Source organism: Curtobacterium citreum (assembly GCF_006715175.1).
Classification (GTDB): Bacteria; Actinomycetota; Actinomycetes; order Actinomycetales; family Microbacteriaceae; genus Curtobacterium; species Curtobacterium citreum.
In genome coordinates this window covers 2,613,721-2,634,461 of record NZ_VFMQ01000001.1, presented here as the reverse complement: position 1 = coordinate 2,634,461, position 20,741 = coordinate 2,613,721, and the positions used below count along the sequence as shown (strand labels likewise).

Genomic DNA, 20,741 nt, shown 5'->3' with positions numbered 1-20,741 from the left:
CGCGCTCCGCTGAGTCCTGCGCGCGTCGCCCTCGCGGCCGACCGGGCTCGGAGGCGCCGGGTGCAGGATGGACAGCATGGCCAGGGCACTGCTCGTCGTCGACGTCCAGAACGACTTCACGGAGGGCGGTGCGCTCAGCGTCGCCGGCGGGGCCGCCCTCGCGGAGCGCATCACGGCGCTCCTCGGTCGGCACGCCGACGAGTACGACCTGATCGTCGGGTCCCGCGACTGGCACCACGGCGACGACGACAACGGCGGCCACTTCGCCGGCGCGGCGGGCCCGGACTTCGTCGACACCTGGCCCGTGCACTGCGTCGGCGGTACCGCGGGCGCCGAGTACCACCCGGCCCTCGACACCTCGGTCGTGGACGTCCACGTGTTCAAGGGGCAGGGCCGTCCCGACTACTCGGCGTTCCAGGCCGTGACCGAGGACGGCACCGCCCTGCCGGACCTGCTGGCGGAGCGCCGCGTGACCACGGTCGACATCGTCGGCATCGCGACGGACCACTGCGTCCGGGCCTCGGCGCTCGACGCCCGCGAAGCCGGCCTGGACGTCGCCGTGTACGAGGACCTGGTCGCGGGCGTGGACCCGGACCGGAGCGCTGCGGCGCTCGACGACATCCGAGCGGCCGGCGGACACGTCGACCGCAGCGACATGGACGAGGGGCTCGCGAACCCCGGAGGAGCAGTACTGTGACCGACACCACCACCGACACCACCGGCACCGAGCTCGACGGTGGCCAGACCACGACCGTGGCGGACGACCACGTCCGCGTCACGGGGGTACCGACGGGCCTGTTCATCGGCGGGCAGTGGCGGGCCGCGAGCGGTGGCGCGACGTTCGCCGTCCGGGACCCGTCGACGGGGGAGGTCCTCGCCGAGGTCGCCGACGCCACGCCGGAGGACGGTACGGCCGCCCTCGACGCCGCTGCCGCCGCGCAGGAGTCGTGGGCCGCGACACCGCCCCGCACGCGGTCGGACATCCTGCGCCGGGCCTTCGACCTGGCGCTCGAGCACGAGGACGACCTCGCCGCGCTCATGACCCTCGAGATGGGCAAGCCCCTCGCCGAGTCGCGGGGCGAGGTGACCTACGGTGCCGAGTTCCTCCGCTGGTTCTCGGAGGAGGCCGTCCGGATCCACGGCGACTACCGCACGAACCCGGAGGGCACCGGCCGCGGGATCGTCCTGCGTCGGCCGGTCGGCCCGGTGTACGCGATCACCCCGTGGAACTTCCCGCTCGCGATGGCGACCCGGAAGATCGGGCCCGCCCTGGCCGCCGGCTGCACCGTGGTGCTCAAGCCCGCCGAGCTCACCCCGCTCACGACGCTGTTCCTCGTCGAGCTGTTCCGCCGTGCGGGGCTGCCGGACGGCGTGCTCAACGTCGTGCCGGCCCTCGACGCGAAGGGCCTGTCCGCGCCGATCCTCGCCGACCGTCGCCTTCGGAAGCTCACCTTCACGGGGTCGACCCCGGTCGGCTCGGCGCTCCTCAAGCAGGCCGCGGACACCGTCCTCAAGACGAGCATGGAGCTCGGCGGCAACGCCCCGCTCCTGGTCTTCGACGACGCCGACCTGGACCAGGCCGTCGAGGCCGCGATGCAGGCGAAGTTCCGGAACGTCGGCGAGGCCTGCACCGCCGCGAACCGCTTCTTCGTGCAGGAGGGCATCGCGGACGCCTTCACCGCGGCGCTCACCGCGAAGGTGGACGCGTTCCGCATCGGCCGCGGGACCGAGGACGGCACGACGATGGGGCCGCTCATCGACGACCGGGCGGTGGACAAGGCCGCGGCCCTGGTCGACGACGCCGTGCAGCGCGGGGCGCGGCTCGTCACCGGCGGCGAGCGGGTCGACCGGCCGGGGACGTTCTACGCGCCCACCGTCCTGGACGACGTGCAGCCGGGGTCCGACATCCTGACGACCGAGATCTTCGGCCCGGTCGTCTCGATCACCCGGTTCGCCACCGAGGAGGAGGGCATCCGGCTCGCGAACGACACCGAGTACGGCCTGGTCGCCTACGCGTTCACCGGTGACTTCCGGCGGGGGCAGCGGCTGGCGGAGCGCCTGGAGACGGGGATGCTCGGGTTGAACACGGGCGTCGTCTCGAACGCCGCGTTCCCGTTCGGCGGGGTGAAGTCCTCCGGACTCGGGCGCGAGGGGTCGCACGAGGGCATCGAGGAGTACCTGGAGTCGGTGTACGTCCTGACGCCGGACCCCTTCGCCGCCTGACGGTTCAGACCAGGAGCTGGTGCTTCGCCAGGTCCCGGTACAGCGGGGTGGACTGCACGAGCTCGGAGTGCGTGCCCGTGCCCACCACCCGGCCGTGCTCGAGCACCACGATGACGTCGGAGTCCACCACGGTCGACAGCCGGTGGGCGATGACGAGCAGGGTGCGGTCCTCGGCCACGGCGTCGATCGCGAGCCGCATCTTCTGCTCGTTCACCCCGTCGAGCGACGAGGTCGACTCGTCGAGCAGCAGGATCGGCGGCGCCGCCAGGAGCGCCCGGGCGATCGCGAGCCGCTGCCGCTCACCGCCGGAGAGCATCACGCCGTCCTCACCGACCTGCGCGTCGAGGCCACGCGGGTCGCGGTGCAGCACGTCGCCGAGGTTCACGGCCTCGAGCACGCGGACGCACTCGGCCTCGGACGCGTCGGGGGATCCGAGCAGCAGGTTCGCCCGGATCGTGCCGGCGAGCACGGGGGCGTCCTGCTCGACGTAGCCGATCTGCGCGCGGAGCTCCGCGCGGTCGAGCCCGCGCACGTCGACCCCGCCGAGCCGGATGACACCGGAGGTCGGGTCGTAGAACCGCTCGATGAGCGCGAGCGTCGTCGACTTGCCCGCGCCCGAGGGCCCGACGAGCGCGACCCGGGCACCGCGCGGCACCCGGAAGGACACGTCGTCCAGCACGTCGTCGTCCGCACCAGGAGCGCCATCACCAGCACCAGCACCGCCACCAACGGCACCCGCACCCGCAGCCCCGTCCGCGCCCGACGCATCGGCGCCCCGCGCGTACCGGAACGTGACGTGCTCGAACGCGATCGCGTCGTCCGTCTCCGTCGCGGCGGCCACCCGCACGGCGCCGTCGTCCTGGTCCTCGGTCGGCAGGTGCAGGATCTCCTCGATGCGGCCGAGCGCGCCGAGCGCCTGCGCGACGGCCACCGCGGCGCCGAGGGCCTGCCCGAGCGGCATCACCATCATGAAGAGCAGCAGGATGAACGTGATGAGCGTCGCGATGGTGATCTGCCCAGCGGCGACCTGCGCGCCGCCGACACCGAGCACGGCGATGAACGCGACCTGCATGACGATGCTCGCGACCGGCACGACGAACGCCGACATCTTCGCGATGTCGAGGCCGCGACGGTAGGCCTCGGTCGCGTGGTCGTCGACCTCGCGGACCTCGCGGTCGGTGGCGCCGGCGGCGCGGATGGTCCGCACGGCCCCGATGCCGCGCTCGATCGCGGCCGTGAGGTCGCCGACCTTCTCCTGCGCCCGCTTCGACGCGATGCGGATGCGCCGGCTGAGCCCGCCGACGACGACGATCGCGACGAGGACGATGACGACCGTGATCCCGAGGAGGAGCGGGTCGATCACGGCCATCGCGATGATCGCGCCGATGAACGTGAGCGCGCCGCCGATCGACTCGATGAGCCCCTGCGTGAGCACCGCGCGCAGGAGCGTCGTGTCGCTCCCCACGCGGGAGACGAGGTCACCCGTGCGCCGCGTGTCGAACTCCGAGATCGGCAGGTTGAGGATCCGCGCGATGAGCTTGCGGCGCGTCGAGAGCACCACGCCCTCGCCCGCGCGTTGGAGCAGGAAGTGCTGGACGCCGTTCAGGAGTCCGGACACGAGCACGAGCGCCACGAGCACCCAGACGAGGACCGACAGGGTGTCGCCCTGCTGCACGGCCGTCACGACCTGGTTCACCAGCAGCGGCTGCGCGAGCGATGCGGCGGCTCCGAGGACGCTCAGCACGATGATCACGGCCATCGCGGGCTTGTTCTCGAACAGGTAGGTCAGCAGCCGTCCGAAGCTGGCGCGGGGCCCGTCGGACTTCTTGGCACGTGCGAAGAGACTCATCGTTCCTGGTTCCTGCCGCCCGTGCGGGAGGTGCCGGCGGCCGTCGTCCAGTCTCGCACCGACCGGTGGGTGCGCGCTGCGCGAGGACGGACGGGAGGCACGGTGCCAGCTGGCACACCTCCCTCGCAGGCTCGGTCGGCGCGCCCCGCGTGACGCTGGCGCGTCACCGCTGAGCGGGGCGCGCTCCCGTCCGAAGTGGAGTCGCGTCAGCGACGTGTGGTCGCGTCAGCGACGCGTCGTCGTCGCGTCCCCGTCCGCGAGGCCGGCCTGCTTGGTCTCGCGGACGAGCAGGAGGGCGACGAGCGTCACGACGGCGGCCCCGGTCAGGTACAGCCCGACGAAGAAGATGTTCCCGTCCGGCTGCCACAGCTTCAGCGCGATCGTCGGCGCGAGCGAGGCCCCGATGATCGACGCGATGTTGTACGCCAGCGCGGAGCCCGTGTACCGGACGTTCGTCGGGAAGAGCTCCGGAAGGAGCGCCCCCATCGGCCCGAACGTCAGGCCCATGAGCGACAGCCCGACGATCAGGAACGTCACGACGGTGATCGGCCCGTTGGCGGCGGCGAACCAGAGCTGGAACGTCAGACCGAACAGGGCGATGCCGAGCGTGGTCGGGATCAGGGTGCGGCGGCGACCGTACTTGTCCGCGAGCCAGCCGGCGATCGGGGTGAAGATGCCGAAGAACACCACGCCGATCATGAGCAGCGTGAGGAACTCACCGCGGCTGTAGCCGAGCCCGAGCTTCTGCAGCGGTGCCGGCTCGGACGGGTTCGTGCCGTAGTTCAGCGTGAACGTCGTCATGAAGTAGAAGAGGACGTACGTGGCGACCATGCCGAACGTGCCGACGACGACGGCTTTCCACGACGTGCGGAACACCCGGCCGAGCGGGAGCTTCGCGACCGAGCCGCTCTCCTGGACGCCGCGGAACACGGTCGACTCGACCAGCTTGAAGCGGACGTAGAGACCCACCATGACGAGCACCGCGGACAGCAGGAACGGGATGCGCCAGCCCCACGCCTGGAAGTCGGCGTTCGGGGTGCCGTCGGCGGCGGCGGGCATGGCGGCGTTGATCGCGATGAACAGGCCGTTCGCGAGCAGGAAGCCGATCGGGGCGCCGAGCTGCGGCATCGAGCCGAAGACACCACGCTTGCCCTTCGGGGCGTTCTCGGTCGCGAGCAGGGCCGCGCCGGACCACTCGCCGCCGAGGCCGACGCCCTGGGCGAAGCGCAGCACGGCGAGGAGCACCGGCGCCCAGATGCCGACGCTCGCGAAGGTCGGCAGGCAGCCGATCAGGAACGTCGCGGTGCCCATCACGAGCAAGGACGCGACGAGCGTCGCTTTGCGGCCGATGCGGTCACCGAAGTGGCCGAACAGGATCGACCCGACGGGCCGGGCGAAGAAGGCGAGGGCGAACGTGACGAACGACGACAGCTGCGAGGCCGTCGGGTCCTCGTTCGGGAAGAAGAGCGTCGGGAAGACCAGGACGGCGGCGGTCGCGTAGACGTAGAAGTCGTAGAACTCGATCGACGTGCCGACGAGGCTCGCGATGACGACGCGGGAGCGCGGGTTCTCGGCGGCCGGGGCCGGTGTGGTCGTGGACGTGGGTGCCGGTGCGGCGGACATGGTGCGGGGGACTCCGAGGGGAGCGCTCGGACGAGCGCGGCGGTGTGCCGAAGCTGCGGACACCGGCTGGTCCGCGCGGGGTGGCGCGGGCGTTGCCGGGTGCGTTCTGTGGTTGGGACCGCTCGTGACGGAGAACCCAGCGTACGACAGATGTCGCCCAGCTGCGAATCCACCGAGGATCGGCTGGCGCGGCGCTGGGGGGTCGCCCGCGCCGCGCATCGCCGCGCGGTCGCCCGCGCAGCCCTGCTCGTGGTCAGCTCGCGGCGCCGGCCTGCAGGTGCGCGGGGAGCTGGTGCCCCATCCGGTCGCGCTTCGTGTCGAGGTACCCGGCGTTCTGCGCGGAGACCCCGACGACGAGCGGGACGAGGGACTCGACGGTGATGCCGTGCTCCTCGAGCTGTCGGCGCTTCTCCGGGTTGTTCGAGAGCAGGCGGACGCTCGTGATCCCGAGGTCGGCGAGGATGCCGGCCGCGCCGCCGTACTCCCGCGAGTCGGCGGGGAGCCCGAGCGCCAGGTTCGCGTCGAGCGTGTCGAGGCCGTCCTCCTGCAGGCGGTAGGCCTTGAGCTTGTTGATGAGGCCGATGCCCCGGCCCTCCTGCCCGCGCAGGTAGACGACCACACCGCCCTCGGCGGCGATCGTGTCCAGCGCGGCGTCGAGCTGCGGTCCGCACTCGCACTTCAGCGAGCCGAACGCCTCGCCGGTCAGGCACTCGGAGTGCACCCGCACGAGCGCACCGGGGCCGGGCAGTGAACCGTCGTCGTCCGTCGCGATGATCGCGACGTGCTCCGCGCCCGTGACGAGGTCGCGGTAGGCGCGCATCTGGAAGGTGCCGTGGGTGGTCGGGACGTTCGTCGCGACCTCGAACTGGACCGGGCTGCCCGGGGTGGGGGAGGTGAGTGCGTCGGTCATGGGGTACTCCGGTCGTCGTGAGCCCCGTCGTCTCCGCGCTCGTCGACCGCCGTCGTCGGTCCGGTACCGGGCCGGGAACGGTGGGGTCGTGCGCGGACCAGCAGGTCGGGGCCGAGGCTGGTGGTCGATGTTACGTCCAACTGGTGACGCTCGCCGATGCTTCCCACCCCGACGTCGCCGAGGGCGGTCCGGGGACCTCCGAGCAGCACCGGGGCGAGGTAGACGAGCACCTCGTCGACGAGTCCCGCGGCGATCAGCGCGGACGCGATCGTCGGACCCCCCTCGACGAAGACGGAGTGGACACCGTGGTCGCGCAGGCTGCGCAGGGCGGTGTCGAGGTCGTGCCCGGGGAGGGTCACGAGGCCGCGGGGGTGCCGACGGACGGCGGCGTCCTCGGGCACGGGGCGGTCGCCCAGGACGACCGGGAGCGGCTGGTCGGCGAGGAGCTCGCCGCCATCGCCGCGGGCGGTCAGGCTCGGGTCGTCGGCGAGCACGGTGCCCGTGCCGACGAGGATGGCGTCGTGCGCGGCCCGCTGCTCGTGCACGTGCTGGCGGGCGGCTGCGCCGGTGATCCACTTGCTCGTGCCGTCGGCAGCCGCGGCACGACCGTCCAGGCTCGACGCCCACTTCACGGTGACCCACGGCCGCCCGGCGCGGACCGACAGCAGCCAGCGCTCGAGGAACGCCTCGGCCTCGTCGGCGAGGACGCCGGAGACCACCTCGACCCCGGCGGCGCGCAGGCGGTCGGCGCCCCCGCGCGCCTGGACGCCCGGGTCGTCGACGGCGTAGACGACCCGTGCGACGCCGGCCTCGATGAGCGCGACGGCGCAGGGCCCGGTGCGTCCGGTGTGGTTGCACGGCTCGAGGGTCACGACGGCCGTGGCGCCGCGGAGCTGCTCCGGCGACAGCTTGGCCATCGCGTCGACCTCGGCGTGCGGGGTCCCCGCGCCCTTGTGCCAGCCCTCGGCGAGGACGTCACCGGCGGGGGAGAGCACCACGGCGCCGACGCGGGCGTGGTCGCCGACGACGGGTCCGCGGGCCGCGAGGTCGAGCGCTCGCTGCATCGCACGGACCTCGGCCGGACGAGCCGGCGGGAGGGGGGACGTGGTCACGCTCCGACACTACCGACGGGAGCGTGGTGACGCGTCACCGACTTGTCCCCTGTCAGCGAACGACGCCGCCGTCACGGAAGGACGCGTCCGGCCAGGGGAGCGCCGACGCCGGGACGCCGTCCGCGCGACGGAGCCCGGTCCAGGCCGTCGTCGGCGCGCCGTCCCGTGCGGGGATGCGGGCCGGACCGGTGCCGGTGAACGAGAACCCGGCCGAGCGGGCGACGGACGCCGACGCGGTGTTGCCCTCGTAGCACTCCCAGTACACGTCCGCCGCGCCCTGGGAGAACGCCCACCGGACGACCAGGTCGACGGCCTCGTGCATGAGCCCGGCGCCCCGGGCGGACGGCGCCAGCCAGAAGCCGAGGTCGCGGTGCTCGGTGCGGAAGGACACGACGCCCTCGAGCCAGGTCGACCCGGTACGGCGGATCGCCCAGGTGTACTCGCGGTCGGACGCCCACCCGGGGCCGACGAGGGCGTCCAGGAAGGTCCGTGCGTGCTGCTCGGTGTACGGCGTCGGCACGGTCGTCCACCGCACGACGTCGGGGTCCTGGCACGCCGCGGTGATCGCCGCCGTGTCGGACCGGATCGGCAGGTCGAGCCGGACCCGGTCCGACGACAGCGTGACGGGCAGCATCGTCAGCCGCGGGTGCGGGGCACGAAGCCGATGCGGTCGTACACCCGGGCGAGCGTCGCCTGCGCGATGGACTCGGCGCGGTCGGCGCCGACCGCGAGCAGGCGGTCGAGCTCGGCGGGGTCGTCGAGCAGCTCGAGCGTGCGCGCCCGCACCGGCTCGAGCTCGGCGACGACGGCGTCGGCCACCGCGCCCTTGAGGTCGCCGTAGCCCTTGCCGACGAACTGCTCCTCGAGCGTCGCGACGGGCGTGCGCGTGAACGCGGACAGGATCGCGAGGAGGTTCGTGACGCCGGGCTTCGCCTGCCGGTCCGCCCGGATCTCGCGCTCGGTGTCGGTGACCGCCGACCGGATCTTCTTCGCGGTCCGCTTCGGGTCGTCGAGCAGGCGGATGAGGCCGTTGTCGGACGCGGCCGACTTGCTCATCTTGCTCGTCGGGTCCTGCAGGTCGTAGATCCGCGCGGTCTCGGTGCCGATCTTGGCCTCCGGCACGACGAACGTGTCCCCGAACCGGGAGTTGAAGCGGTTCGCCAGGTCCCGGGTCAGTTCGACGTGCTGGCGCTGGTCGTCGCCGACCGGGACGACGGCGGTGTCGTAGAGCAGGATGTCCGCGGCCATCAGGATCGGGTACGTGAAGAGCCCGACGGACGCCGCCTCGGCGCCCTGACGTGCCGACTTGTCCTTGAACTGGGTCATCCGGCTGGCCTCGCCGAAGCCGGTGAGGGTGTTGAGGACCCAGGCCAGCTCGGCGTGCGCGGGGACGTGCGACTGCACGAACAGCGTCGACTTCGTCGGGTCGATGCCCGAGGCGATGTACTGCGCCGCGGTCGCTCGGGTGCTCGCGCGGAGCTCGGACGGGTCCTGCGGCGAGGTGATCGCGTGCATGTCGACCACGCAGTAGATCGCGTCGTGGTCGTCCTGCAGGTCGCGCCACTGCATGAGCGCCCCGACGTAGTTGCCGAGGTGGAGGGACCCGGCGGAGGGCTGGATCCCGGAGAAGATGCGCGTCGTGGTCATGGGGGTGTCCTGGTGGTGCGGGGGTGAGAGGAGGGTCAGAGCTCGTAGTCGACGACCACGGGGGCGTGGTCGGACCATCGCTGGTCGTACGCCGCGGCGCGGTCCACCGTGTACTGCGCGACCTTCGCCGCGAGTTCGGGGGTCGCCACCTGGTAGTCGATGCGCCAGCCGCTGTCGTTGTCGAACGCCTGGCCGCGCCAGGACCACCACGTGTACGGGCCGTCGACGTCGCCGGCCTGCTCGCGACCGACGTCGACCCAGCCGAGCCCCGGTCCGGTCGAGCCGTCCGCGCCCTCGACCTGCTCGCCGTCGGCGCCGAAGAACCGCGAGAAGTAGGCACGCTCGCGCGGGAGGAACCCGGCACGCTTGACGTTGCCCTTCCAGTTCTTGATGTCGCGCTGGTCGTGGCCGACGTTGAGGTCACCGACGACGACCGCGAGCGGGTTGTGCGCGCGGAGCGCCGGGAGCCGCTCGGTCATCGCGTCGAGGAACTTCCACTTCTCGTCCTGCTTGGGGGTGTCGACCTCGCCCGAGTGCACGTACGCCGACACGACCGTGACCGTGGCGTCGCCGACCTCGTAGTCGGCCTCGATCCAGCGGCCGGCCGAGTCGAAGTCGGCGGGGCCGAGCTCGACGCGGTGCAGGTGCGCGCGCTTCCGTGACGCGATGGCGACGCCCGCGCGGCCCTTCGCCGTCGCCGGGTCGTGCACGACGTCCCACTCGTCGCCGAGCAGCCCGGTCAGGTCGTCGGTGGACGCACGGACCTCTTGGAGGGCGAGCACGTCGACGTCGCGGGTGGCGAGCCAGTCGCCCATGCCCTTCCGGAACGCGGCGCGGACGCCGTTCACGTTGACGGATGCGAGGCGCAGGCGTGTCATGCCGACCACCTTATCGGCGGGCGCGGACGCGGCCGGTCCCGCCGCCGTTCCTGCATCGGTGAAGCAGCAACTGTCGGGTGCGGACGGGCGACGCGACGTCGTCTGCTCCATGACGGCCGTACAAGCGCGCACGGACGGACGGGAGGCACGGTGCCAGCTGGCACCGTGCCTCCCGTCCGTCGTCTGGTCGCGACCGCGACCTGCGCGCTCAGGCCGCGTCGTGGTCCGTCTGCAGGAACTCGACCAGGCTGTCGGCGGTCGCCTCGGCGTCGTCGCCGGACACCGTCAGGGTGACCTCGTCGCCGTTCTCGATGCCCAGGCCGAGGAGGGCCAGGATGCTGCCGGCATTGCCGGACTTGTCGCCCTTGGCGATCGTCACCTGGTGGCCGGACGCGGTGACGGTCTGGACGAACAGCGAGGCGGGGCGGGCGTGCAGCCCGGACGCGCTGGCGACGGTGACGGTGCGGGTGGCTTCGGACATCGATGAACTCCTGTCGACGGGGTGGTGGCGCTCATGGTAGCGAGCGCCGGGTGGGACGGTCCTGGCGGCCGGACGTCAGTCGCGGCCGGGCCAGAAGACCTCGGTGCCGGCCGCCTCGACCTCGCGGACGAGGTCGGCGTTGACGGCGGGATCGGTGATGATCGTGTCGATCGCGGCGAGCGGGGCGACGCGGCCGAACTCCTCGCGTCCGAACTTCGTGTGGTCGGCGAGCAGGATGCTCCGGCGCGCGGACTTGATCATCGCGCTCTTCACGGCGGCCTCGGCCATGTTGTGCGTGGTGAGGCCGCGCTCGGGCGTGATGCCGTTGATGCTGATGAAGGCGACGTCGACGCTCACCATGCCGATGAGCTGGTGCGTCCACGTCCCGACGCCGGCGAGCGAGTCGCTGCGGATGTTGCCGCCCAGCAGGTGCAGGTCGATGCCGGGGCGGTTCGCGACGGCCATCGCGACGGGGAGCGAGTGCGTGACGACGGTCAGCCCCCGGTCGGTCGGGAGCATCTCGGCGAGGCAGATCGTCGAGGTCCCGGCGTCGATCATCACCGAGCCGTTCTCGGGCAGCTCGCCGAGGGCCGCCTCGGCGATGACCATCTTCTCGGCCTGGTTGATGCCGCCGCGGTCGCCGACCCCCGGGTGCAGGGTGATCCGCTCGACGGGGATGGCGCCACCGTGCGCGCGGCGGACGAGGCCACGCCGCTCGAGGCTCGTGAGGTCGCGCCGGATGGTCTCCGGCGTGACCGCGAGGAGCTCGGCGAGGTCCTTCACGTCGACCCGGCCGTGCGCCCGCGCCTGCTCGACGATGCGCTGGTGGCGCTCTGGTGCGTACATGGACCTCGTCGTCTCGGTCGATCGGCGTGCTCGGAACAGAACGGACACGACCGGGCACGATCTCGACGGATCAGCGCGGATCGGTTCGTCCGTCAGACGCAAACGGGCATCTGTTTCTGCATTTTTATCCCCGGATGTGTTTGTTTGTCAACGTGGATCGGGGTAGTGTGACGTCACGCCGCCGCGGTCGAGCCCTCGTTCGTCGCGCGGCAGCCCCAAGCACCTCCGCGTGAGATGAAGGAGTCTCGAATGACCGAACTGCTCGGCACCGGCGTCGGCAGTGGCGTCGCCCACGGCCCCGTGCTCCGCATGGCGGACCCGCTCGGCGAACCGTCGACCGCCCCGCTCGAGGGTTCCGCGGACGACGCGAAGCAGGCCGTGCACGACGCGCTCGCCGTGGTCGCGGAGGACCTCAACACGCGCGGGCAGCTCGCCGGCGGCGACGCCCAGGCCGTGCTCGAGGCGCAGGCGCTCATGGCGCAGGACCCCACGCTCCTCGACGACGTGCACGCCCGCATCGACGGCGGCACGAACGCCGAGCGTGCGGTGTTCGAGGCGTTCGGCCAGTTCCGCGACCTGCTCGTCGGCATGGGCGGCTACATGGGGGAGCGTGCCGCCGACCTCGACGACGTGGCGCAGCGCATCGTCGCGAAGCTCCGCGGCGTCCCCGCTCCCGGCGTCCCCGAGTCGGACAACCCCTTCGTGCTCGTCGCCCGCGACCTCGCGCCGGCCGACACCGCACTCCTCGACCTCGACAAGGTGCAGGCGCTCGTCACCCGTGACGGCGGCCCGACCTCGCACACCGCGATCCTCGCCCGCGCCAAGGGCATCACGGCCATCGTCGGCGTCACCGGGGCCGACGCCCTGGCCGACGGCACCGAGGTCGTCGTCGACGCCGCGGCCGGCACGGTCGTCACCGACCCGTCGGACGAGCTCGTCGCCGACGTCGAGCGCCGCATCGCCGAGCGTGCCGCCGCCGCGTCCGCGCCGCTCACTGCCGGTGCGCTCGCCGACGGCCACACCGTCCCGCTCCTGGCGAACCTCGGCAGCCCCGCCGACGCCGCCGGTGCCGTTGCTCTCGGTGCGGAGGGCGTGGGGCTCTTCCGCACCGAGTTCCTCTTCCTCGACGCGCCGACGGCCCCGACCGTCGAGCAGCAGACGGCGTCCTACCGCCAGCTGCTCGAGGCGTTCCCGGGCAAGAAGGTCGTCGTCCGCGCGCTCGACGCCGGCGCCGACAAGCCCCTGCCGTTCCTCACCGACAAGGACGAGGAGAACCCGGCGCTCGGCCGTCGCGGCCTCCGCGCCCTCCGGAACCACGAGGAGGTGCTGCGCGACCAGCTCACCGCCCTCGCGCAGGCCGACGCGGCGACCGAGGCCGACCTCTGGGTGATGGCCCCGATGGTCGCCGACGCCGAGGAGACCGAGTACTTCGTCGACCTCGCCCGCGACCTCGGGATCCGCACCGCCGGGGTGATGGCCGAGGTGCCGTCGCTCGCCCTGATGGCGGAGCAGGTCCTGACGCACGCCGACTTCGTGTCGATCGGCACGAACGACCTGACCCAGTACACGATGGCCGCCGACCGAATGCTCGGCACCGTCGCGTCCTACCAGGACCCGTGGCACCCCGCCGTCCTGCGCCTTGTCGCGCAGCTCGGACAGGCCGGACAGACCGCCGGGAAGGCCGTCGGCATCTGCGGCGAGGCGGCGGCCGACCCGCTGCTCGCCGTCGTGCTCGTCGGCCTCGGCGCCACCACCCTCTCGATGACCCCCGCGGCCCTGGCCGACGTGCGCGCCGAACTCGGCAAGCACACGCTCGACCAGGCCCGCGAGATGGCGAAGGCGGCACTCGCCGCGAGCACCGCGGCGGCTGCCAAGTCCGCCGCGGCCGCAGCGCACGCCGCCTAGCCGCAGCACCACCGCAGCACAGCAGCACCCCACACCCTCCACCACTGCAGCACCCATCACAGAAAGCCAGGCACATGACAACGTCGTCCGTTGCAGCGCCCGACGCTCCCGCGAAGTCGCGGGGCGGCGCACGCGTCGCCGTGCAGAAGTTCGGCACCTTCCTCTCCGGCATGGTCATGCCCAACATCGCGATCTTCATCGCGTGGGGCATCATCACCGCCTTCTTCATCCCGAAGGGCTGGACCCCGGTGGCCGTCCTCGGTGGCTCGGCCGACGGGACCGTCCCAGGCGTGGTCGGACCGATCCTGACCTACCTCATCCCCCTCGCGATCGCGATCCAGGGCGGCCGCATGGTCTACGAGACCCGAGGCGCGGTCGTCGGCTCGATCTTCGCCATGGGCGTCATCCTCGGCTCCGACACGACGATGATCCTCGGCGCGATGATCTGCGGTCCGCTGGGGGCGTACGTCATGAAGCAGGTCGACCGCATCTGGGACGGCAAGATCAAGCCGGGCTTCGAGATGCTCGTGAACAACTACGCGGCCGGCATCCTCGGCTTCGGGCTGTTCATGATCGGGTTCTTCTGGCTGTCCAAGGTCTTCACCGGGATCGCGACCGTGCTGGGCGCAGCTGTCGAGTTCCTGATCACGCATTCGCTGCTGCCGCTCGCGAGCGTCTTCATCGAGCCCGCGAAGGTCTTCTTCCTCAACAACGCCATCAACCACGGCGTCCTCGACCAGCTCGGTGTCGACCAGGTCAAGGAGTCGGGCAAGAGCATCCTGTTCCTCCTCGAGGCGAACCCCGGCCCCGGTCTCGGCATCCTGCTCGCCTTCACCTTCTTCGGGGTCGGCATCGCCCGCTCGACCGCGCCCGGCGCGATCATCATCCAGTTCCTCGGTGGCATCCACGAGATCTACTTCCCGTACGTGCTGCAGAAGCCGGTCCTGTTCATCGCCGTCATCCTCGGCGGCGGCACCGGCGTGCTGACCAACGTCCTGTTCAACTCGGGGCTGACCGGCCCCGCCTCGCCAGGGTCGATCATCGCGGTCCTGGGCAACACGCCCCGCGACAGCTTCGTCGGCGTCATCCTCTCCGTGGTCCTCTCCGCCGCTGTGTCGTTCGCGGTCGCCTCGTTCTTCCTGCTCGCGAGCCGGAAGCGTGACCTCGCCAACGGCGGCGGCGACATGACCGCCGCGATGGCGAAGCTCCAGGCGAACAAGGGCCGCGACGTCAACGCCGCGACCTCGGGTCTGCTCGGCAACAACACCCCGCGCTCGGAGGAGGAGACCGAGGCCGCCTTCGGTGGCGTCGGCTCCGGCACCGCGACGGCGACCCGCGTCGAGAACGTCGTGTTCGCCTGCGACGCCGGCATGGGCTCGAGCGCGATGGGCGCCAGCGTCCTGCGCAACAAGGTGAAGAAGGCGGGCATCGAGGGCGTCACGGTCGTCAACAAGGCGATCGCGAACCTCGACGGCACCGAGGACCTCATCATCACGCAGGAGGAGCTGACGGACCGCGCCCGGCAGAAGAACCCGAACGCGCAGCACGTGTCGGTCGGCAACTTCATGAACGCGCCGCAGTACGACCAGGTCGTCGACCAGCTCAAGAACCAGTAACAGCGTGCAGTATCGGAGGGGGCGGGCTGAGGCCCGCCCCCTCCACCACGTCCTCGAACAGCAAGGAGAACCCCATGCCCGTCCTGCAGGAGAGCCAGATCCGCATCCACACGGAGGACACCGCTCCGACCAAGTCGGAGGCGATGAAGGAGGCCGCCGAGATCCTCGAGGCTGCAGGCGCGGTCACGGCGGACTACTACCCGGCGATGCTCGAGCGTGAGAAGAGCGTCTCGACGTACATGGGCAACTTCCTCGCGATCCCGCACGGCACCAACGACGCGAAGGACGCCATCAAGTCGTCCGCGCTGTTGTTCATCCGCTACGCCACCCCGATCGACTGGGACGGCAACCCCGTGCGCTTCGTCGTCGGCATCGCCGGCGTGAACAACGAGCACCTCGACATCCTGTCCAAGATCGCGATCGTGTTCTCGGACGAGGACGAGGTCCAGAAGCTCACCGACGCCCCGGACACCGCGGCGATCCTGTCGATCCTCGGCGAGGTCAACGAGTGACCTCCGGCACGCGCACCGCGGTCCACTTCGGCGCCGGCAACATCGGTCGTGGCTTCGTCGGACTCCTGCTCCACGAGGCTGGCTACGAGGTCGTGTTCGCCGACGTCGCTGCCCCGCTGATCGACGCCCTCGCCGCCGCGGACTCCTACACCGTGCACGAGGTCGGCCAGGGGGCCCAGGACCACGAGGTCACCGGGTTCCGGGCCGTCAACAGCGCCCAGGACGAGACCGGCGTCGTCGCCGAGGTCGCCGCGGCCGACGTCGTCACGTGCGCCGTGGGCCCGACGGTCCTGAAGTTCATCGCGCCCGTGATCGCCGCCGCGCTCCGCCAGCGCGACGCCGACGCGGCACCGCTGGCCGTGATGGCGTGCGAGAACGCGATCAACGCCACCGACCGGCTGCGCGAGTTCATCGTCGACGCGCTGCCTGCCGAGTCGCGCGACGAGGCGCTGGCGAAGGCCGTCTTCGCGAACACCGCCGTCGACCGCATCGTCCCCGCCCAGCCCGAGGGCGCCGGCCTCGACGTCACGGTGGAGACCTACTACGAGTGGGCCATCGACCGCACCCCGTTCGGCGGCTCCGAGCCCGAGATCCCGGGCGCCCACTACGTCGACGGCCTCGCGGCGTCGATCGAGCGCAAGCTCTTCACGGTCAACACGGGGCACGCCACCGTCGCGTACCACGGCTTCCTCGCCGGGGCGGACAAGATCTCCGACGCGATCGCGATTCCCGCCGTGCGCTCCGAGCTCGAGTCGGTCCTCGCCGAGACGAGCGACCTGCTCGTGCGCCGCCACGAGCTCGACCCCGATGTGCACCGCTCCTACGTCGAGGCGATCATCGGCCGCTTCGAGAACCCGCACCTGCCCGACACGGTCACCCGGGTCGGCCGGCAGCCGCTCCGCAAGCTGTCCCGCGACGAGCGCTTCGTCTCGCCGGCGGCCGCCCTGGCCGAGGACGGCACCGAGCCGACCGCGCTGCTCGACGCGATGGGTGCGGCCCTGCGCTTCGACGTCGCGGACGACGAGCAGAGCGTCGAGCTGCAGGAGATGCTCCGGTCCGACCGCGCGGACGCGGACGTCGCGACGGAGATCACCGGGCTCGACGCGCAGCACCCGCTGCACGCCGCCTTCACGGAGCGGGTGCGCGCGGCGCGCGCCTGAGGCCGACACGACGAAGGCCCCCTCTGCGGTGAGGGGGCCTTCGTCGTGCCGAGCGCGGGCGCCGACGGGTCAGAACACCTTGTACTCGGACTTGCTGCAGGAGCTGCAGCCCTTGCTCCGGTAGAACTTCAACTGGACCCGCTTCTTCTGGTAGTGCGCCTTTGTGAAGGCCTCCCGCATCTGGTGGTTGCCCGAGTTGCAGGCGAGGCCCGACGGGTAGTTCAGCGGGAGGAACTTGCAGAGGTTGTCAGCCTTCCCGATGTTTCCGTAGAAGGTCTCAACCTGCGCGCGGGAGTACGTGAAGGTGATCGGGTCGAAGTAGTACTGGTCCTCTGCCTGCGCCGCGGTGGCGCCTCCGCCGATGATCGCGCCGGTCAGCACCAGCGCTGCCCCTGCCTTGAGCATTGTGTTCTTCAGCATCTCGAGATCCCCCTGATCTGTCGTGTGGATGAGCCGACCATGCAACACGTCCCCCGTTCGGGTGTCAATGCGGTGTTCCCGACCTGTGCGCACGCTCAGATCGGTGCGCGACTGTGCGGCGCCGCGGCATCGGCGTAGCGTCGGCACCATGACGAAGCACTGGGTGGCGCCGCGGTTCGGCGGCAGCGAGGTCCTGGAGTACGCCGACACCGAGGTCCGCGCCCCCGGCCCGGGCGAGGTCACGATCGACGTCCGCGCGGCCGGCATGAACCCCGCCGACACGAAGCACACCCGGCAGGGCGACCCGTCCGACCTGCCGATCCCGATCGGGTACGAGGTAGCCGGGATCATCAGCGCCCTCGGCCCGGACACCACGATCGCCTCGGGTGGGGGATCCGTCGGCGACGCGGTCCTGGCCTTCCGCGTCTCGGGTGGTTGGGCGGAACGGATCACGGTGCCCGCCGCCGACGTCTTCGCCAAGCCCGCGTCCCTCGGGTTCCCCGAGGCGGCGAACCTGCTCCTCGCCGGCACGACCGCGGCCGACATGCTCCGCGTCACGCGCGCCGAAGGGTCGGACACCGTGGTCGTCCACGGCGCGTCCGGTGCCGTCGGCGTGAGCCTGCTCCAGCAGCTGCGGCTGCTCGGGGCACGGGTCATCGGCACGGCCTCCGAGCGCAACGCCGACACCGTCCGCCGCTTCGGTGGCGAGTGGGTCGCGTACGGCGACGGTCTGGAGGCACGCATCCGTTCCCTCGCACCGTCCGGTGTCGACGTGGCACTGGACTGCGTCGGGAGCGACGAGGCCGTGGACGTCTCGCTCGCGGTGGTCGCGGACCGGAGCCGGATCGTCACGATCGCCGCCTTCGGCCGCGCGGAGGCGGACGGCATCCAGGCCGTCGGTGGCGCGCAGCCCGAGAGCAAGGCGTTCCGGGACTCCGTGCGGCAGCGGCTCGTCGACCTGGCAGCGGAGGGTCGGTTGGTCGTGCCCGTGGCGCGGACGTTCCCGCTCGCCGACGCGAGGGACGCCGCCGAGGTGCTCGAGTCGCAGCACCCCGGCGGCAAGCTGGCGCTGGTGCCCTGACGCCGGTCGGTCGCCGCGGATCCGCCTGCAGGGGGACGTGGGGTGGTCCGGTGGGCTGCCAGACTCGGAGGGCACCGCGATCCGGGAGGACCCCATGAGCAACCAGGACCCCTACGGTCAGCAGCCGTCGTACGGTCAGCAGCCGTCGTACGGGCAGCAGCCGTCGTACGGGCAGCAGCCGTCGTACGGGCAGCAGCCGTCGTACGGGCAGCAGCCCCCGTACGGGCAGCAGCCGCCGTACTCGCAGCAGCCGCCGTACTCGCAACAGCAGTACGGCCAGCGGCCGCCCGCGCCCGGTCGGGGGCAGGTCCCGCCGCTGTGGGCGCCGTGGTACGGCATCCCGTTCCACGAGGCGTTCACCCGCTTCTGGAAGAAGTACGTCCGGTTCGACGGCCGCGCGAGCCGCAGCGAGTTCTGGTTCTGGGCGCTCTGGTACGCGATCGGATCGGTGGTGGCGGGCATCCTCGGCGGCCTGCTCGACGGGCTGCCCTTCGTCTCGAACGCGGACGACGGCATCACGACGCTCTGGTCGCTGGCGTGCGCGATCGGCTTCGTCGCGCTGACCATGCGGCGCCTGCACGACGTGAACCTGTCCGGGTACTTCGCCCTCTTCTTCATCATCCCGCCGATCGGCGTGCTCTTCGCGCTGATCGTCGGACTGATCGGGACCGATCCCCAGGGGCAGCGGTTCGACCGACCCGATCAGGTGTGACATGTGGGCCGGTCGTTCTGGTTGGATCGTGGGGAACGCAGCACCGACCACGAGGGGGACACCGTGACACAGCAGCAACCAGGAGCGCCGTACCGTACCGCGACCGAGCCGGAGTCCGGCGGCCCAACGGGTGAGCCGCCCATCTGGGCGCCCCGGTACGGCGCGTCGTTCGGGCAGGCGGTCGGACGCTTCTTCCGCAAGTACGCGACCTTCAGCGGTCGAGCGAGTCGCAGCGAGTTCTGGTGGGCGTACCTGGTGGTCGCCGGGGTGTCGTTCATCCTGGTGGCGGTCGCGATCGCCTACCGGGTCGCGACGGTCGAGTACCGGACCTACGACCTCGGCGGCGGCCAGGTCTACCAGGCGACGACCCCGCCGGGGCCGGTGTTCTGGCTCCTCCTGACCCTGCCCGCGCTGTGGTGGCTCGCGACCATCGTGCCGACCCTTGCCCTCGGGTGGCGGCGTCTGCACGACGCGAACCTGCCCGGTGCGCTGTACCTGATCGCGGTGTTCGTCGGGATCGTGGGGATCGTCTTCGGTCTCCTGCCGTCGAACCCCGAGGGCGCCCGACACGACCGACCGGAGGCAGGACGATGACGAACGACCAGACCCCGCAGTGGGGCAAGCCGGACCAGCCCGGCGACCAGCAGCCGCAGTACGGGCAGCCGCAGCCGTACGGGCAGCAGCCCCAGTACGCGCAGCCGCCGCAGCCGTACGGGCAGCCCCAGCAGTACGGGCAGCAGCCCCAGCCGTACGGGCAGCCACAGCAGCCGTACGGGCAGCAGCCCCAGTACGGGCAGCCCCAGGCCGGCCTGCCCTACCCGCAGTACGTCCCCGCCGGACCGATCCCGCGGGACGCGAGCGGCGCTCCGCCCCTCTGGGCGCCCTGGTACGGCATCGGGTTCCTCGACGCCTTCACCCGGTTCTGGAAGAAGTACGCGCGGTTCGACGGTCGCGCCAGCCGCAGCGAGTTCTGGTACTGGTTCCTCGCGAACGCGATCATCTCGACGATCCTGTTCGGCGGCTACATCGCCGGCATGATCGCCTGGGCGGCGTCGTCCACGACGGTCGACGAGTACGGGCAGTCCACCTCGAACGGCTCGGTCCCGGTCGTCGGCATCCTGTTCCTCGTGCTGTACTTCGTGTGGTGGGCGGCGACCATCGTGCCGACCTTCGCGCTCGGGTGGCGCCGGGTGCACGACGCGAACCTCGCCGGACCCTTCTGGCTCATCTCGCTCGTGACCGGCATCGCGGCGATCGTGTTCGGTGCTCTCGAGTCGAACCCTGCGGGCGCGCAGTACGACCGCCCGGACGGCCAGCCGAAGGCCTGACGTCGCGCCGCGGACGGGACGCCCCGCCGCCGGTACATTGGTGCCGACCAGCCGCCCGGTCTGGTCCTGCAGCACACATCCCGAGGGGGACCCCATGACCACCGCCCAGCCGTACAAGCCCGCAGCGCCGGCGTCCGACCGCTTCAGCGTCCTCGCGATCGTCGGGTTCGTCCTGGCCTTCGTCGTGAACATCGCCGGACTCGTCGTCAGCATCATTGCGCTCGTCCAGCTCAAGCGCACCGGTGAGCGCGGTCGTGGACTCGCGCTGGCCGGCGTGATCATCAGCGCCCTGTCGATCGTGCTCAGCATCGTGTCGATGATCGTCGTGTTCTCCGCAGCGGCGAACATGCAGGGCACCACCGGCGGCTACTGAGCCGACACCCGCGCGACGGGCGGCTCCTGAGCCGACACTCGCGGCACGATGAAGCGGCCCACCTC

At 71.6% G+C, this 20,741-nt stretch carries 20 protein-coding genes and 1 pseudogene; 11 read left to right on the top strand and 10 right to left on the bottom strand.

Going from position 1 to position 20,741, the window contains the following annotated elements; translation table 11 throughout:
* Positions 1 to 76 precede the first annotated feature (76 nt).
* On the top strand, positions 77 to 697 hold the full coding sequence (locus tag FB462_RS12405; protein ID WP_141862195.1) for an isochorismatase family protein: 621 nt from the start codon (positions 77 to 79) through the stop codon (positions 695 to 697).
* A gap of 56 nt (positions 698 to 753) precedes the next feature.
* Positions 754 to 2,223, top strand: a complete 1,470-nt coding sequence (locus FB462_RS12400; protein WP_141863352.1) for an NAD-dependent succinate-semialdehyde dehydrogenase — start codon at positions 754 to 756, stop codon at positions 2,221 to 2,223.
* Positions 2,224 to 2,227: 4 nt separating this feature from the next.
* On the opposite strand, the gene FB462_RS12395 is transcribed toward FB462_RS12400, so the two are convergent.
* From FB462_RS12395 to FB462_RS12355, 9 genes and pseudogenes are all read right to left on the bottom strand, one after another.
* The gene (locus tag FB462_RS12395; RefSeq protein WP_141862193.1) at positions 2,228 to 4,072 is read right to left on the bottom strand and encodes an ABC transporter ATP-binding protein; all 1,845 of its coding nucleotides are present in this window, start codon (positions 4,070 to 4,072) and stop codon (positions 2,228 to 2,230) included.
* A gap of 225 nt (positions 4,073 to 4,297) precedes the next feature.
* The gene (locus FB462_RS12390; protein ID WP_141862191.1) at positions 4,298 to 5,695 is read right to left on the bottom strand and encodes an MFS transporter; all 1,398 of its coding nucleotides are present in this window, start codon (positions 5,693 to 5,695) and stop codon (positions 4,298 to 4,300) included.
* Between the two features lie 253 nt (positions 5,696 to 5,948).
* A pseudogene (gene ribA / locus FB462_RS12385) lies at positions 5,949 to 6,572 on the bottom strand (GTP cyclohydrolase II); the annotation flags it as partial.
* Positions 6,573 to 6,601: 29 nt separating this feature from the next.
* Positions 6,602 to 7,669 carry a bifunctional diaminohydroxyphosphoribosylaminopyrimidine deaminase/5-amino-6-(5-phosphoribosylamino)uracil reductase RibD gene (gene ribD / locus FB462_RS12380; RefSeq protein ID WP_141863351.1) on the bottom strand — a complete coding sequence of 356 codons (1,068 nt, stop codon included), beginning with the start codon at positions 7,667 to 7,669 and terminating at the stop codon, positions 6,602 to 6,604.
* A 100-nt stretch (positions 7,670 to 7,769) separates the two neighbouring features.
* Positions 7,770 to 8,351: a GNAT family N-acetyltransferase gene (locus FB462_RS12375; RefSeq protein ID WP_058742708.1), complete on the bottom strand. Its 582-nt coding sequence runs from the start codon at positions 8,349 to 8,351 to the stop codon at positions 7,770 to 7,772.
* A 2-nt stretch (positions 8,352 to 8,353) separates the two neighbouring features.
* Positions 8,354 to 9,364, bottom strand: coding sequence for a tryptophan--tRNA ligase (trpS, locus tag FB462_RS12370; protein WP_058742715.1), 1,011 nt, complete (start codon positions 9,362 to 9,364; stop codon positions 8,354 to 8,356).
* 35 nt (positions 9,365 to 9,399) lie between these two features.
* Positions 9,400 to 10,242 carry an exodeoxyribonuclease III gene (locus FB462_RS12365; protein WP_114849865.1) on the bottom strand — a complete coding sequence of 281 codons (843 nt, stop codon included), beginning with the start codon at positions 10,240 to 10,242 and terminating at the stop codon, positions 9,400 to 9,402.
* 208 nt (positions 10,243 to 10,450) lie between these two features.
* Positions 10,451 to 10,723, bottom strand: coding sequence for an HPr family phosphocarrier protein (locus FB462_RS12360; RefSeq protein ID WP_058742743.1), 273 nt, complete (start codon positions 10,721 to 10,723; stop codon positions 10,451 to 10,453).
* Between the two features lie 75 nt (positions 10,724 to 10,798).
* Entirely contained in the window at positions 10,799 to 11,569 is a 771-nt protein-coding gene (locus FB462_RS12355; protein WP_058742742.1) for a DeoR/GlpR family DNA-binding transcription regulator, read from the bottom strand.
* A gap of 249 nt (positions 11,570 to 11,818) precedes the next feature.
* On the opposite strand from FB462_RS12355, the gene ptsP reads away from it, so the two are divergent.
* The 4 genes from ptsP (at position 11,819) to FB462_RS12335 (ending at position 16,762) form a co-directional block, all read left to right on the top strand.
* Positions 11,819 to 13,474: a phosphoenolpyruvate--protein phosphotransferase gene (gene ptsP / locus FB462_RS12350; protein ID WP_141862189.1), complete on the top strand. Its 1,656-nt coding sequence runs from the start codon at positions 11,819 to 11,821 to the stop codon at positions 13,472 to 13,474.
* Between the two features lie 74 nt (positions 13,475 to 13,548).
* Positions 13,549 to 15,090 carry a PTS mannitol transporter subunit IIBC gene (locus FB462_RS12345; protein WP_141862187.1) on the top strand — a complete coding sequence of 514 codons (1,542 nt, stop codon included), beginning with the start codon at positions 13,549 to 13,551 and terminating at the stop codon, positions 15,088 to 15,090.
* 74 nt (positions 15,091 to 15,164) lie between these two features.
* Positions 15,165 to 15,602, top strand: coding sequence for a PTS mannitol transporter subunit IIA (locus FB462_RS12340; protein WP_141862185.1), 438 nt, complete (start codon positions 15,165 to 15,167; stop codon positions 15,600 to 15,602).
* Positions 15,599 to 16,762, top strand: a complete 1,164-nt coding sequence (locus FB462_RS12335; RefSeq protein ID WP_141862183.1) for a mannitol-1-phosphate 5-dehydrogenase — start codon at positions 15,599 to 15,601, stop codon at positions 16,760 to 16,762. Before FB462_RS12340 ends, FB462_RS12335 begins: the two co-directional genes overlap by 4 nt.
* 69 nt (positions 16,763 to 16,831) lie before the next feature.
* On the opposite strand, the gene FB462_RS12330 is transcribed toward FB462_RS12335, so the two are convergent.
* Entirely contained in the window at positions 16,832 to 17,182 is a 351-nt protein-coding gene (locus tag FB462_RS12330) for a hypothetical protein (protein WP_141862181.1), read from the bottom strand.
* Positions 17,183 to 17,330: 148 nt separating this feature from the next.
* On the opposite strand from FB462_RS12330, the gene FB462_RS12325 reads away from it, so the two are divergent.
* The 5 genes from FB462_RS12325 to FB462_RS12305 all read left to right on the top strand — a co-directional run bounded on the left by FB462_RS12325 (position 17,331) and on the right by FB462_RS12305 (position 20,676).
* Entirely contained in the window at positions 17,331 to 18,263 is a 933-nt protein-coding gene (locus tag FB462_RS12325) for an NADP-dependent oxidoreductase (RefSeq protein WP_141862179.1), read from the top strand.
* A 94-nt stretch (positions 18,264 to 18,357) separates the two neighbouring features.
* Entirely contained in the window at positions 18,358 to 18,975 is a 618-nt protein-coding gene (locus FB462_RS12320) for a DUF805 domain-containing protein (protein WP_141862177.1), read from the top strand.
* 63 nt (positions 18,976 to 19,038) lie between these two features.
* Entirely contained in the window at positions 19,039 to 19,569 is a 531-nt protein-coding gene (locus FB462_RS12315; RefSeq protein ID WP_141862175.1) for a DUF805 domain-containing protein, read from the top strand.
* Positions 19,566 to 20,303 (top strand): DUF805 domain-containing protein, encoded by a 738-nt coding sequence (locus tag FB462_RS12310; RefSeq protein ID WP_141862173.1) that lies wholly within the window; start codon positions 19,566 to 19,568, stop codon positions 20,301 to 20,303. The genes FB462_RS12315 and FB462_RS12310 overlap by 4 nt, the downstream gene beginning before the upstream one ends.
* 94 nt (positions 20,304 to 20,397) lie before the next feature.
* Entirely contained in the window at positions 20,398 to 20,676 is a 279-nt protein-coding gene (locus tag FB462_RS12305) for a DUF4190 domain-containing protein (protein WP_058742736.1), read from the top strand.
* Positions 20,677 to 20,741: the final 65 nt, after the last annotated feature.